Source organism: Roseinatronobacter domitianus, assembly GCF_023336755.1.
GTDB classification, from domain to species: domain Bacteria; phylum Pseudomonadota; class Alphaproteobacteria; order Rhodobacterales; family Rhodobacteraceae; genus Roseinatronobacter; species Roseinatronobacter domitianus.
Window position 1 is genome coordinate 46564 of sequence record NZ_JALZWP010000005.1, and the last position, 13116, is coordinate 59679.

A 13116-nucleotide genomic window follows, 5' to 3' on the forward strand; every position below is an offset into this window, starting at 1 on the left:
CTCAGGCCGCCAGCGCGTAAGCGGCGGGTGCGACCAAGTGGCCATCTGCGTCGAAAATGTAGACATGGCGCGGGTCCAGCCACACCGACAACTCGCGGCCCAACTCCAACTCGTGCACGCCATGCACCAACCCCACCCAGCGTTCGCCATGATGGTCCAGATGCACGAAGGTTTCCGAGCCGGTCAGTTCCGTCACGTTCAGCGTGGCGTGAAATTCGACTGCATCGGCGGAATGTTTGCCGATTTCCAAGTGGTTGGGCCGGAACCCGGCGATATAGTCGCCATCTGCCAATGCCGCCAACTGACCCGTTGCAGGGGCGTTTTGTCCATCGCCAAAGGCGATAGCGCCCCCCTTTTTCTGGATCGTCAGAAAATTCATGGGCGGATCGCTGAAAACCCGCGCGGTCGTCGCATCGACCGGCTGGCGGTAAACATCGGGCGTCAGGCCGAATTGCGTGACACGCCCCTCACACAAGGTAGCGGTGTTGCCACCCAGCAAAAGCGCCTCTTCCGGTTCGGTTGTGGCATAGACGAATATCGACCCGGACGCCTCGAATATCTTGGGAATTTCGATCCGCAATTCCTCGCGCAGCTTGTAATCCAGATTGGCAAGGGGTTCGTCCAGCAAGACCAACCCGGCATTCTTAACCAAGGCGCGCGCCAATGCGCAGCGCTGTTGTTGCCCGCCCGACAATTCCAGCGGCTTGCGGTCCAGCATAGGCGTCAGTTTCATAAGTTCCGCTGTTTCACGCACGCGGGCATCAATCTCAGACTGTTTCAGTCCCATCAGCTTCATAGGAGAGGCGATATTGTCGTAAACGCTCATTGACGGGTAGTTGATGAATTGCTGGTAGACCATCGCAACCTTGCGATCCTGAACCCGCATTCCGGTCACGTCCTTGCCGTTCCAGATCACCTTTCCGGTCGCGGGCACATCCAGCCCCGCCATCAGCCGCATCAGCGATGTCTTCCCCGAGAGCGTTGGGCCCAAAAGCACGTTCATCGTGCCTTTTTCCAACGTCAGGTCGGTCGGGTAGATGTGCACCTGTCCGTCAACCTGTTTCGATACACCCTGTAACTCCAACGACATGCCGCCCCCCTTATTCCGCCGCTTGGCGCATATGCTCGCGTTGTGTTGCCATCCATGCGTCAAGCGCGGCAATTTCATCCTTTGACAGCCGAAGCCCCAGTTTGCTGCGCCTCCACACAACATCCTCGGCCCGCTTTGCGAATTCATGCTCCATCAACCAAAGCACTTCTGCCTCGGTCAGCGTTGCGCCAAAATCGCGGCCCAAATCTTCTGCACCGGTCGCGCCCTCCAGAATGCGCGCGACATCCGTGCCATACCCCCGCACCAGGCGCAGCGCCCAAGCGTTGGTCAGGAAGGGATAGTTCCGGCGCAATTCGGCTACCAGCTCAGACACGCCATCCACCGGGAAATCTCCGCCAGGCAATGTCACACCCGCTGTCCAATTCCCCTTGGTCACGGAAAGCTCCGCCGTGATCTTGTCCATCGCAGCCTCTGCGAGCCGCCGGTAAGTGGTTATCTTGCCGCCGAAAATATTCAAAAGCGGCGCACCGCCGGCTTTGTCCACCTTCAACGTGTAATCGCGTGTGGCAGCCGTCGCACTGGATGCGCCGTCATCATAAAGCGGGCGGACACCGGAATAGCTCCAGACCACCTGTTCCTTGGTCACCGGCTTGGCAAAATATTGGCTGGCGAAATTCAGCAGGTAGTCGCGTTCTTCCGGGGTGCATTCGGGCGCTTTCGAGGGGTCTTCATGCTCGGCATCCGTGGTGCCGATCAGGGTGAAATCCGTCTCGTAGGGGATGGCGAAAATGATCCGCCCATCGGTCCCTTGAAAGAAGTAGCACTTGTCATGGTCGAACAGTTTACGGGTCACGATATGGCTACCGCGCACAAGGCGAACGCCATCGCTACTGTTGCTGCGCAGCTTGGTCTGGATGATATCACCCACCCAAGGCCCACCCGCGTTCACCAGCATCCGCGCATAATGCACTTTGGTGCTGCCGGTTTCCGTGTCTTCTGTTTCTACACGCCACAGATCATCCTCGCGCTGCGCAGAGACGACCTTGGTGCGCGTCATGATCTGTGCCCCGCGCATCGCGGCGTCGCGGGCATTCAGCGACACAAGGCGCGAATCCTCGACCCAGCAATCGGAATATTCATAAGCCTTGGCGAATTGCGGCTGCAAAGGCGCGCCTTCGGGACTATTGCGCAGGTCCAGCGTGCGGGTGCCCGGCAGGATCTTGCGGCCGCCCAAAGTGTCATACAGAAACAAGCCCAAGCGGATCAACCAAGCCGGGCGCCGTCCCTTCATCCAGGGCATGACAACACTCAGCAAGCGCGAGGTCGGCGTGTCCGACTCGAACCGCATATCCTTGTGATACGGCAACACAAAGCGCATGGGCCACGCGATATGCGGCATGGCGCGCAGCAATACCTCACGTTCGACCAGGGCTTCGCGGACAAGCCTGAATTCAAAATATTCAAGGTAGCGCAAGCCACCGTGAAACAGCTTTGTCGAAGAAGAGGATGTCGCCGATGCAATATCGTTCATCTCGGCCAGCGCAACCGACAGGCCGCGCCCGGCAGCATCGCGTGCAATCCCGCACCCGTTGATACCACCACCAATAATGAACACGTCGCTGACGCGCGACAAACGCTGGCTCATCGCTTCCTCCCAAGCTTCGAACTGACCACAAACTTGCGCAGATAAATGAAAAACGCAATAGTTTTATTTTCGTTTGTGTTCGTTTTTGGGGATTTAGCGGCGAAAGCCTTGAAAACTAGATAAAATCAAAACTTTCCGCACCGCAACTGTTTGCCTTGGCGCGGTTTGCCCATATCATTACCTTTTTGTAAATTCAGAGCCGCGTACATGTCGCAAACCTTCCGTTATCCGACCATCTTGGAAATCGCCCGCCGCGAGGGGAAAGTCACCGTCGACGGGCTGGCCGAGCATTTTGGCGTGACCCTGCAAACCATCCGCAGAGATCTGACCGAACTGGCCGATGCCGGCAAACTGGAACGCGTGCATGGCGGCGCGATCCTGCCATCCGGGACAACGAATATCGGCTACGAAGAACGCCGCGCGCTGAATACGGACGCAAAATCTGCGATCGCACGGGCTTGCGCTGCGCGGATTTCTGACAACTCGTCATTATTCCTGAATATCGGCACCACGACAGAAGCGGTCGCGCATGAATTGCTGCACCGTGAGAACCTGATGGTAGTTACGAACAACATCAATGTTGCCAATATTCTTGTGTCCAATCCGGGCTGCGAAATTGTCCTGACAGGCGGCCATCTGCGCCGTGCCGATGGCGGGCTGGTCGGGCAGCTTGCCGCCGAAACCATCCGCAATTTCAAGTTCGACCTTGCCGTGATCGGCTGCTCGGCGCTGGATATCGACGGCGACATGCTGGACTTCGACATTCAGGAAGTCAGCGTCAGCCAAGCCATCTTGCGCCAGTCACGCCGCAGTTTTCTGGTGGCGGACCATTCCAAGTTCAAGCGCAGCGCGCCGGCCCGCATTGCGTCTATGGCCGATGTGGACGTGTTCTTCACCGACCGCCCCGTGCCAGAGAGCTTGGGCCAATCCTGCGCCGATTGGGGCACCGAGGTGGTGGCGGCGCAGGCCTGACACTCAGCCCGCTTCGGCGCGTTCCGCAAGGGTCAGCCATTCTTCCTCTGCCGCAGCCAGAGAGGTCTGGCGCTGCGTCAATGCCTCGGTGGCTTTGCGGAATTTCACCGGCTCGCGGGTGAACAACTCGGCATCCGACAACAGCTCTTCCAGCTTGACGATCTCGGCCTCCAGCCGCGCAATCTCGGCAGGCAATTTCTCCAGCCGGTGCGATTCGGTAAAGGTTAGCGCCTTGGGTTTGGCGGATTTCGCCTCTTTCACCGGCTTGGCCTGCGCTTTGGGCATGGGCGCCGTGGCGGGGGCCGCCGTCTCGGAGCGTTGCGCCAGGTAATCCGACCAGCCACCGGCATAGGCCGTCACATGCCCCTCCCCTTCGAAGACCAACGTGGTGGTGGCAATCCGGTCAATGAAATCGCGGTCGTGGCTGACCAGCAGCACCGTGCCGTCAAAGCTGCCCAGCAGGTCTTGCAGCAGGTCCAGTGTTTCCACGTCCAGATCGTTGGTCGGCTCATCAAGCACCAGCAGGTTCGCCGGTTGCGCCATGATCCGCGCCAGCAGAAGCCGCGCCTTTTCACCACCCGACAACGAGCGCACCGGCGCGCGGGCCTGAGATTCGTCGAACAGGAATTCCTTCAGATAGCCAACCACATGCCGGGGCTGCCCGCGCACCATGACCTGATCGGCCTGCCCCGACACCGCCATCAGCGGATCGCCCGTCAGGTTTTCCCACAGTGACGAATTCGGGTCGAGCTGCGCGCGGGTCTGGTCAAACACCGCCGTTTGCAGGTTGGTGCCAAGGCGGATCGCGCCTTGATCGGCCTGCTCCTGCCCGGTCATCAGGCGCAACAGCGTGGTCTTGCCCACGCCATTGGGGCCGATCATGGCCACGCATTCGCCGCGCATTACCCGCAAAGAGAAATCTTGCAGGATGGTGCGGTCGCCGTAGGATTTGGACACGCTATCCAATTCCGCCACAAGCTTGCCAGATGGTGGCGCTGCGTCAAACGCCATCGCCGCCGTGCCCTGCCGCTTGATCTGGCCCGCGCGCTCGGCGCGCAGGTCAGCCAACGCGCGCACCCGACCTTGATTGCGTTTGCGCCGCGCGGAAATACCTTCGACCGCCCAGCGCGCTTCGGCCTTGATCTTGCGGTTCAGCTTGTGGCGCGCATCGTCCTCTTCGGCCCAGATCTTGTCGCGCCACTCCTCGAACCCGTCAAAGCCCGCTTCGCGGCGGCGCACTTGCCCGCGATCCACCCAGAGGGTCGCCCGTGTCAGCGCGCGCAAAAACGCGCGGTCATGGCTGATGAGCACGAAAGCCGCGCGAGTCTCGCGCAGGCGTTCTTCCAGCCAATGAATGGCGGTGATGTCCAGATGGTTCGTCGGCTCGTCCAGCAGCATCAAGTCGGGCGCTTCGGCCAGCAGCCGCGCAAGGGCCGCGCGGCGCCGCTCACCGCCAGAGGCTTTGGACGGCTCCAAGTCCGGGTCAAATTCCAGCCCTTCGGCGGCAATATCGACGCGCCATTGCTCGGACGGGTCCAGCGTTTGCATGGCGTAATCGCCCAAAGTGGCAAAACCCGCGAAATCCGGGTCCTGTTCCATATACCCGACCGACATGCCCGGCGGCAGGGTGCGGGTGCCGGAGTCGGGTTCCACAAGTCCGGCCATGATTTTCATCAAGGTCGACTTGCCAGACCCGTTGCGCCCCACAAGCGCCACGCGGTCGCCGGGTTGCACGTTCATATCCAGCCCGTCCAGCAGCGGGTTGCCGCCAAAGCCAAGGCCGATTCCAGAGAGTTGTAACAGGGGTGCTTGTGCCATGGGGCGCATATAGGCTGCGTTGGCGGGTGTTGAAAGCGTTAAAGCAGCAGACCGGGCGTGTCGCCCATATCCAACCCCGGAAACACCAACTGGCCCAAATCCGATGCGCGCAGACTGAACATATCGCGCAAGGCCCAAGCCGCATAGGCGCGCACATCGCGCAGCGGCATCAGGTCGCGCCCGGCGTAAAGTTCTGCTTCCGACAGCCCCGGCCAGCCGCCGATCATGCGCCCGCCATTCAGCGCACCACCTGCAAGCAGCATGGCACCACCCGTGCCGTGATCGGTGCCACCGGTGCCGTTTTCGCGCGCGGTGCGTCCGAATTCGGTCATGGCCAGAACGGTCGTGCGCGCCCAGAGCGGGCCCAGTTCAGCGCGCAAGGTCAAAAGCGTCGTTTGCAGATTGCGCAACGCTGGGCGCAAACGGTTCTTTTGCGATTGATGCGTATCGAAGCCCGACAGCGACAGGCTGGCGATCCGTGTCTCGGCGCGCATCTGCTCGGCAAGATAGCGCGCCAGAACCTCTCCCGCCGGGCCGCGCGGGGCATCCGCCATGCCCGGCGCGCTGCCCATCTCCAGCGCGGTCAGCCCGGCTTCGGTGAAAAGCGGGTCTTGGATGAACAGGTAGTCCAGCAGCAGCCGGGCTTGCGGGCCAAGCTCCAGCTTGGTGCCGGGCTGCCAATGGGTGATTGGGGCCGCACCGTCAAGGATCAGCATACGCTCGCGCCCCAACGCGAAGGCCGTGCGCGCGGTGCTGCCCGGCATCAAGGTTAGCGCGCGGTTCAGCCAGCCGTCACGCGCCAAGGCCGCATCCCCTGCAATCCCGGCCTCCAGCAGGTCTTGCCCGTCGAAATGGCTGCGCTTGTCGCGGTAGGGGGTCGAGGTTGCGGGCACGAAAGCCAACTCGCCTGACTGCCAAAGCGGTGCCAAGCCCGACAGTTCCGGGTGCAACGCGAAGAACCCGTCGCCCAAAGGCGTCCCCCCCTCGGACAAGCTGGGGCGCAGCGCCGCGAAATGCGGGTCGCCCATTGGGCGCAGTGCGTCCAAACCGTCCAACGCGCCGCGCAGGATGATAACCACCAGCCGATTTTCGCCCGGTGCACTGGCCATGGCAATGGGCGTCATGAACGGGCTTGCGGCGGCAGAGCAACCAAGCGCAGCGGCACGGGTCAGAAAAGCGCGGCGGGTTGGGTCGTGGCGCATCATAACCTCTTGTCAGCAGCGGTTAAAATCGGGCGAGGACAGAATAATCCCCACCCCCTGCCCGCGCGTTTCGGCCCCGCCTGCGGCGCGGGCAAGCTGGGGGCTGGCCATATCTCCCATGGCGCGGGTCACGAAATCACGCGGGTCGGGGGTTTGCGGCAAACGCTCCGCAAGCCCCATCGCCCAAGTGATCCGCGCGGCCATGGCCTGCGCCGTGATCCAAGCTCGCGCGCTATCATCATATCCGGCGGGGGACGGCACGAATTCCCACGCAGCCCCCATCGCCTGCAATGGGGCGCGCAGGTCGCGCCGGGTCTCACGGTCGGACAGCGCACCTATCTGGTCGGGTGTGACGCCGGTCGCGCGCAGGCTGGCGACCATCCAGTGCATCGGCGCGCGGGTCTTGCGCAACTCTGGCCCCCAAGCCGCCGGATGTTCCAGCATGGCCCGATAGAGCACGCGCAGATCGCCACCCGACGCCAGATAGCTTGCCTGCATATGCGCCACCAGTTGCGGGTCGGGGCTATCAGAAATGAAATACCGCGCCAGCTTTCCGGCCAGATGCGCCGCCGTCTCTGGCCGCAAGGCCAAGTCGTCAAGCGCATCAAAGACATGATGCTCCATCACCGGGCGGCCGCCATAGCGTTTGCCAAAAATCTCGATCAGGCCCGGCTCGGCAATGCGCGGGTCGAATTTATAGCCTTGGTCCAGATCGAAGGTCATGCCGGTCAAAAGCCGCGCCATCTGGGTTACATCGGCTTGGGAATAGCCCACGCCCAACGTGTGCAACTCCAGCAATTCGCGCGCAAGGTTCTCATTCACTCCCCGCCCGCTGCGCCGCCCCACAAGGCTGAACGGCCCAACAGAGACGTTCTGGTTCAGGTAGCCCTGCATCACGGGATGCGTGACCGCGGCACGCAACAGCGTGGCGAAGTTGCCCACGAGATGGGGGCGAAGGGCGTCTTCGATATATCCGGCGCGCGCGAAACGGAAATGGCCACCGCGGCTGTCAGCGGAAAAATGGTTAGCCCAGAAATCGGCCAGCCGTTCCCGGAACCCAATGGGCGCCGCAACCCCGCGCGCCACGGTGTTGCGCAGGTCTGACAGGCTGTCCTGCGCTTCGGCTTGATTGATCGCCTCGCGCTTGTCTTGGGTGTCGACCATGCTGCCCTCGCGCTGTGCCCGGCGCAACGCAGCCCGGCTTGCGGCGCGGTCAAGACGGGTCGCAAATGGCGTGATCGCGCCCGGCGGGTCGGCACGGTCCAGGTCGGCCATCAAGGCCGCGCCATCACCCCCCCGTCCCTCGGGGCGCAACCCAAGGCCGAAGCGGATCATTCCAAGGCTGGCCGGTCTACTCATACGCGCCCTCGTATCACGCATCCAAGGTGCGGCCACACGGCGCGGCTGTCAATTCACCTGTCGGTCAGGCCGCCCGGCGCAACACCATAACAGCGTTCAGCCCGCCAAAGGCGAAAGCGTTGCTCATCACCGCATCAACCTTCGCCGCGCGCGCGGTGTTTGGCACCACGTCAAGCGGGCAATCGGGGTCGGCTTCGGTGAAATTGACGGTTGGCGCGATCACGCCCTCTTGCAGCGCCATCAGGCAGGCGAGCAGTTCCATAGCACTTGTCCCACCAATCAGGTGCCCATGCATGGATTTCGTGGATGAAACCGGACAATTCGCCAGATGATCGACCATCACTTCGGCCAAGGCCTGCGCTTCGGTGCGGTCATTGGCCGCTGTTCCGGTGCCATGCGCGTTGACATAGCCGATAGCATCGGGGGACAGCCCGGCATCTGCCAAAGCCATCCGCATGGCGCGCACTGGCCCGTCACGGTCGGGCATGACAATGTCGCTGGCATCGCAAGACATGCCAAAGCCCGCAACCTCTGCCAAGATCACCGCGCCACGGGCCAAAGCGCGCGCGCGTTCCTCGAACACGAAAACAGCGCCGCCCTCACCCTGCACCATACCAGACCGATCGCGTGAAAATGGGCGGCATGTGTCGCGGCTCATCACACGCAGACCTTCCCACGCCTTGATCCCGCCAAAACCCAGCATGGCTTCAGAGCCACCGGTCAGCATGACATCGGCCATACCAGCGCGAATCATCATCAACGCCTGCCCCATCGCATGGTTCGCCGAAGCGCAGGCGGTCGACGTGGTAAAGCCCGGCCCTTTCAGCCCGAATTCCATAGAGACATGCGACGCCGCAGCATTGTGCATCAGGCGCGGCACGACAAAGGGGTGCACCCGGTTCTTACCGTCCTCATAGACCGTGCGGTAATTGTCATCGACCGTCAGATTGCCGCCGCCCGCCGTGCCCAAGGCCACGCCCGCGCGCAGTTGCTCAGCATCGGACAGCTCCAGCCCGGCTTGCGCCACAGCCTGCCGCGCGCTTACAAGCGCAAATTGGGTAAAGCGGTCAAGCAACGGCAGTTGCGCGCGCGTAAAATGCGCAGTCGCATCGAAGCCCGAAACTTCTGCCCCGATTTTGACGGTCAGACGTTCGACATCACGACAGGTGAGTGCACCAATGGCAGAGCGGCCCGCCTGCATGGCCCGGAACGTGGCCGGCACATCAGCCCCAAGCGGGTTGATCGTTCCCGCCCCGGTGATAACAACCCGCCTCATACGGCCTGTTGCGAAATCAGGCCCTCGACCTGCCGGATGATCGCGCCCACCGACGAAATGTCGAAGCCGCTTTCATCGGGGTTGTTCGCATTGAATGGAACGGCGACATCAAACGCTTCTTCAATCCCGAAGATGCATTCGATAAGCCCAAGGCTATCGAGATCCAGATCCTCGAGCGTCATATCCTCGCGCACATCAGCCACATCGACCAAGGCCTGTTCGGCGATGATCTGCTTGACGCGCAGTGCTATCACGTTTTCGTCCAACATGAAGTCCAGTCCCATCGGGCATCTCCGTGGCAAAAGGGATGCGCTCCGTATCAGTCTCGAATGTAACAGCTTCATGACACCGGACAACTCAAATCGGCGCCAGAAGCCTTTAACGCAACATGCCCCGACCACAGGGCCGGGGGCATGACGAACCGGTTTAAACGCCGGTTCAGGTCGCGGGATTAACAGCCCCTTCCGCCACAAGCGCACGGAAAATGCGCTCATCCCGGCCGTAAATGTCATCGCGGAAATTCAACTCGCCGCGCACATTTGTGAACGCGGTGCGATAGACCAAATGCACCGGAACGGGATCATCCAGGTAAAGCCGGGTCTGCTGACCGGTATTCAGGATGGAATGATACAATTCACGCGGGCTATCGCTTTGGCGCGACAACAACTCATAGGCGAAATCGCGCGGATCATCCAGCCGCACACAGCCAGAGGAATGGGTCCGGTCAACCGTGTTGAACAGGTGTTGATCGGGCGTATCATGCAAGTAAATTGCATAGGGGTTGGGGAACATGAACTTCACCTCGCCCAGCGCATTCGACGGCCCCGGAGGCTGGCGCACGTTGAACGGGAAGTTCCGTGGCGTGTAACGCGCGAAATTGACTGCACTGCGCGGCACCACACGCCCGCTTGCATCAACGATCTGAAGGTGCTGCGCTCCGCCCGAGGCAAGCGCCCCCCAGTAGGAACGCGCCAGAATCGACCTTGGCAAGGTCCAGTCGGGGTTGATCTCGAGGTATTTCATCGTCTCAGAGAATTCCGGCGTCGGCTTGCCATCTGAACGCGCGCCGACAATGGCCTTGGTCTCGAATGTGACAATGTCGTTGTCGACAATGCGCGCATAAAAATCCGTCAGGTTGACCCAGACATGGCGCGACCCGCGCGGAATATTCATCCAGCGTTCACGCTCCATCGCCACGATGACAGAGCGCAACCGATCCTGCGGGGAAACGTTCAGCGCGCGGATGGTCGCTGGCCCGGCGATGCCGTCAGGTTCGATACCATGATTAACCTGAAACCGTTGAACCGCGGTTTGCAAGACGCCGTCATAGCTACCAAGCGCCGACCGTTCCAGGTATCCCATGGCAATCAGACGGTTCCGCAACGCGATGACAGCAGGCCCGGAGCTGCCTGGCGCGAATCGGACCTGCGGCACCGACGGCCCCCAACCACCCTGCGCAATCGCAACTTCCAGATCGCGCTTGGAGCGGAACAGCCGGGCATATTCCGGCGCAGACGGTGCAAGATTGCGGATGAACGCGGCAGCAGGCGCCGTCGCGAGGCCAGTCATCAATTGCGCGACATCAGGGCGCGGCAGCACGCGAACGATGGCAGCATCCACGCGCGATGGGTCCAGCACGCCGCTGTGCAGGTCCGTCGCAAATTGCACGAAGGTCTGCGACATGCGCGCTTCCAGCTTGCCACGGTCACGCTCGCTTTGCACAGTATCAAAGGCGTCCATCAAGCCCGGCACGTCATAGCGTTGCACCGGCAAACCATGTTCGGGCGCGCGGGTCAGGGCTGTCAGAAAGGCAGTGCGTCGTGCCGCGTCGTCCGCGCCAGTCCACAAATCGTCGTATTTGGCAGTCCGGTAAAATTCTGACAGACCGGGATTGCCCGATACGCCCTCGGCAACGGCTTGTTGAAATGCGGGAAAATGTTGCGCGACCGCAGCGGTGCCCGACAGAAGAAACGCGGTGGCACCCACCGCCACGGCACGGGAAACCCCTAATGACGCTTTGAAATTCAGCATGAAACTCTCCGAACACTGACCCCACCCAAGTTTGGCAAATTATTGCCGATCACGTCCAGTCACAAGGCTGCGAGACGGAAAACGCCGCGAAACAGTGTTTTTTAAGAAACTTGATGCAAACTGGTTGCATGAGAGGTCAAAACCAGCCCCGACGGTCAGTCACATTTTTGGCGGATTTCTGCCCATCACCAGCATTCGCCCCGATTCTTTGCGCCGAATGTCTTGGTCGGGCAAATTATTTGTGGCAAGCCCATAGTCAAACAAGATTTGCAAGGGTCGTGGCGCGTTGCGTGCCTTTCGCCGCCCGACCCCGAAACCGAGGAGTGTCACCATGACACATGCCACCGGCACCACCATGACCCGGCGCGCGCTTTTGGGGGCTTTTGCTGCCACGATGGTCGCCGCAGCCCCGCAATTTCCGGGTGCCACCGCCTATGCACGCGGGGCAGGCGACATCCGCAAGCTGCATTTCTACTCTGGCCGCACCGGCGAAAAGATCAACATCATCTATTGCATCGACGGAAAATACATTCCCGAAGCAATTGCAGAGATTAATCACTTCTTCCGCGACTGGCGGAATAACAAGGTTCACAAAATAGACGAACGCACCGTCGACATTTTGGCAGCGGCACATAACCTGTTGGATGTGGACGAACCTTACATGTTGCTGTCCGGCTATCGGTCGCCTGAAACCAACGCCATGCTGCGCGCCAGGTCGCGCGGGGTCGCCCGCAATTCGCTGCACTTGAAAGGCCAGGCCGCAGATGTGCGGCTGCAATCGCGATCCGTCAGCGAAATCGCCCGCGCCGCCGCAGCCTGCAAAGCAGGTGGCGTTGGGCGCTACTCCGGGTCCAACTTTGTGCATATGGATTGCGGCGTGGTCCGTAGCTGGGGCCGGTAAACACCCCCAGATCGCGTCTGGCTCCGTATTCGTGATTGGATCATAACGCAATTTTGCCGCATTCTGTTGATAAAACAGAAACAGTGTGGTGCTTCGGCATGATGACAGATCTTGTTCCTGTCATGCCCGGCCCACAAGGCAGGTTGAACCCGGAGTGACATCGCGCAATGCTGGATTTCGTCAATGTCAGCAAGTCCTTCTGGACCGGAACCCAGCGCAAAGTCATCCTCGAACAGGCGAGCTTCTCGATCCGGCAAGGGATGAACCTTGGCGTGCTGGCAAAGAACGGCTCCGGCAAGACCACGGTCATCAACATGATGGCCGGGTTGGAACGGCCCGATGATGGTGCGATCCACCGAAATTGCTCGGTTTCCTTTCCTCTTGGCTTTATGGGTGGTTTGGTCAGCAAGCACAGCGGCACAGAAAACGTGCGCTATATTGCCGCCATTTACGGGCTGGATGCCGATTATGTCGAAGCTTTCTGCCGCTGGCTGTGCGATATTGGTGAATATTTCGACATGCCCATCGGCACCTATAGCAGCGGCATGCGCGCGCGCCTGTCGCTGGCGCTGATGCTGGCGATGAATTTCGACCTGTATCTGATCGACGAGGGGATGCCGACGACGACCGATGTTGCCTTCAACAAACGCGCCGGGGCCGTCATGCGCGAAAGGTTCGAACGCTCGACCCTGGTGATCGTGTCGCACCAACACGACATCTTGCAGAAATTCTGCAATTCCGCTGCCGTCCTGCGCGATGGCAAGCTATATTTCTTCGATACGCTGGAAGAGGCGAAAGAGCTTTATGACTACGCCGGTTAAATCCAAACGCTTTCGGTTGCGCCAAGGCTCCGGCGGAACG

At 60.9% G+C, this 13116-nt stretch carries 11 protein-coding genes; 3 read left to right on the top strand and 8 right to left on the bottom strand.

The window, feature by feature from the left end; all coding sequences use genetic code 11:
• Position 1 precedes the first annotated feature (1 nt).
• Together M3N55_RS06695 and glpD are read right to left on the bottom strand one after the other, a co-directional pair.
• Entirely contained in the window at positions 2-1090 is a 1089-nt protein-coding gene (locus M3N55_RS06695; RefSeq protein ID WP_249057679.1) for an ABC transporter ATP-binding protein, read from the bottom strand.
• A gap of 10 nt (positions 1091-1100) precedes the next feature.
• Positions 1101-2696, bottom strand: coding sequence for a glycerol-3-phosphate dehydrogenase (gene glpD / locus M3N55_RS06700; protein ID WP_249057681.1), 1596 nt, complete (start codon positions 2694-2696; stop codon positions 1101-1103).
• A 207-nt stretch (positions 2697-2903) separates the two neighbouring features.
• Here glpD and M3N55_RS06705 point away from each other — a divergent pair, with 207 nt between their 5' ends.
• Positions 2904-3668, top strand: a complete 765-nt coding sequence (locus M3N55_RS06705) for a DeoR/GlpR family DNA-binding transcription regulator (RefSeq protein WP_249057683.1) — start codon at positions 2904-2906, stop codon at positions 3666-3668.
• A gap of 3 nt (positions 3669-3671) precedes the next feature.
• On the opposite strand, the gene M3N55_RS06710 is transcribed toward M3N55_RS06705, so the two are convergent.
• The 6 genes from M3N55_RS06710 to M3N55_RS06735 form a co-directional block, all read right to left on the bottom strand.
• Entirely contained in the window at positions 3672-5486 is a 1815-nt protein-coding gene (locus M3N55_RS06710; protein WP_249057685.1) for an ABC-F family ATP-binding cassette domain-containing protein, read from the bottom strand.
• Positions 5487-5524: 38 nt separating this feature from the next.
• Positions 5525-6688, bottom strand: a complete 1164-nt coding sequence (locus M3N55_RS06715) for a DUF1501 domain-containing protein (protein ID WP_346429258.1) — start codon at positions 6686-6688, stop codon at positions 5525-5527.
• A gap of 12 nt (positions 6689-6700) precedes the next feature.
• The gene (locus M3N55_RS06720) at positions 6701-8047 is read right to left on the bottom strand and encodes a DUF1800 domain-containing protein (RefSeq protein WP_249057688.1); all 1347 of its coding nucleotides are present in this window, start codon (positions 8045-8047) and stop codon (positions 6701-6703) included.
• A gap of 64 nt (positions 8048-8111) precedes the next feature.
• Positions 8112-9323 (bottom strand): beta-ketoacyl-[acyl-carrier-protein] synthase family protein, encoded by a 1212-nt coding sequence (locus M3N55_RS06725; RefSeq protein WP_249057691.1) that lies wholly within the window; start codon positions 9321-9323, stop codon positions 8112-8114.
• Positions 9320-9607, bottom strand: coding sequence for an acyl carrier protein (locus M3N55_RS06730; RefSeq protein ID WP_249057693.1), 288 nt, complete (start codon positions 9605-9607; stop codon positions 9320-9322). Before M3N55_RS06730 ends, M3N55_RS06725 begins: the two co-directional genes overlap by 4 nt.
• Positions 9608-9761: 154 nt before the next feature.
• Positions 9762-11354, bottom strand: coding sequence for a L,D-transpeptidase family protein (locus M3N55_RS06735; protein WP_249057694.1), 1593 nt, complete (start codon positions 11352-11354; stop codon positions 9762-9764).
• A 331-nt stretch (positions 11355-11685) separates the two neighbouring features.
• On the opposite strand from M3N55_RS06735, the gene mepK reads away from it, so the two are divergent.
• Both mepK and M3N55_RS06745 read left to right on the top strand, forming a co-directional pair.
• Positions 11686-12255: a peptidoglycan L,D-endopeptidase MepK gene (mepK, locus tag M3N55_RS06740; RefSeq protein WP_249057696.1), complete on the top strand. Its 570-nt coding sequence runs from the start codon at positions 11686-11688 to the stop codon at positions 12253-12255.
• Positions 12256-12422: 167 nt separating this feature from the next.
• On the top strand, positions 12423-13076 hold the full coding sequence (locus tag M3N55_RS06745) for an ABC transporter ATP-binding protein (protein ID WP_249057699.1): 654 nt from the start codon (positions 12423-12425) through the stop codon (positions 13074-13076).
• The last annotated feature ends 40 nt before the right edge of the window (positions 13077-13116 follow it).

Bases quoted from the DNA above. Each gene is read 5' to 3' on its own strand.
- M3N55_RS06720 (WP_249057688.1), bottom strand. From the start codon at position 8,047: ATGAGTAGACCGGCCAGCCTTGGAATGATCCGCTTCGGCCTTGGGTTG.
- glpD (WP_249057681.1), bottom strand. From the start codon at position 2,696: ATGAGCCAGCGTTTGTCGCGCGTCAGCGACGTGTTCATTATTGGTGGT.
- M3N55_RS06735 (WP_249057694.1), bottom strand. From the start codon at position 11,354: ATGCTGAATTTCAAAGCGTCATTAGGGGTTTCCCGTGCCGTGGCGGTG.
- M3N55_RS06705 (WP_249057683.1), top strand. From the start codon at position 2,904: ATGTCGCAAACCTTCCGTTATCCGACCATCTTGGAAATCGCCCGCCGC.
- M3N55_RS06730 (WP_249057693.1), bottom strand. From the start codon at position 9,607: ATGGGACTGGACTTCATGTTGGACGAAAACGTGATAGCACTGCGCGTC.
- M3N55_RS06710 (WP_249057685.1), bottom strand. From the start codon at position 5,486: ATGGCACAAGCACCCCTGTTACAACTCTCTGGAATCGGCCTTGGCTTT.
- mepK (WP_249057696.1), top strand. From the start codon at position 11,686: ATGACACATGCCACCGGCACCACCATGACCCGGCGCGCGCTTTTGGGG.
- M3N55_RS06695 (WP_249057679.1), bottom strand. From the start codon at position 1,090: ATGTCGTTGGAGTTACAGGGTGTATCGAAACAGGTTGACGGACAGGTG.
- M3N55_RS06715 (WP_346429258.1), bottom strand. From the start codon at position 6,688: ATGCGCCACGACCCAACCCGCCGCGCTTTTCTGACCCGTGCCGCTGCG.
- M3N55_RS06725 (WP_249057691.1), bottom strand. From the start codon at position 9,323: ATGAGGCGGGTTGTTATCACCGGGGCGGGAACGATCAACCCGCTTGGG.
- M3N55_RS06745 (WP_249057699.1), top strand. From the start codon at position 12,423: ATGCTGGATTTCGTCAATGTCAGCAAGTCCTTCTGGACCGGAACCCAG.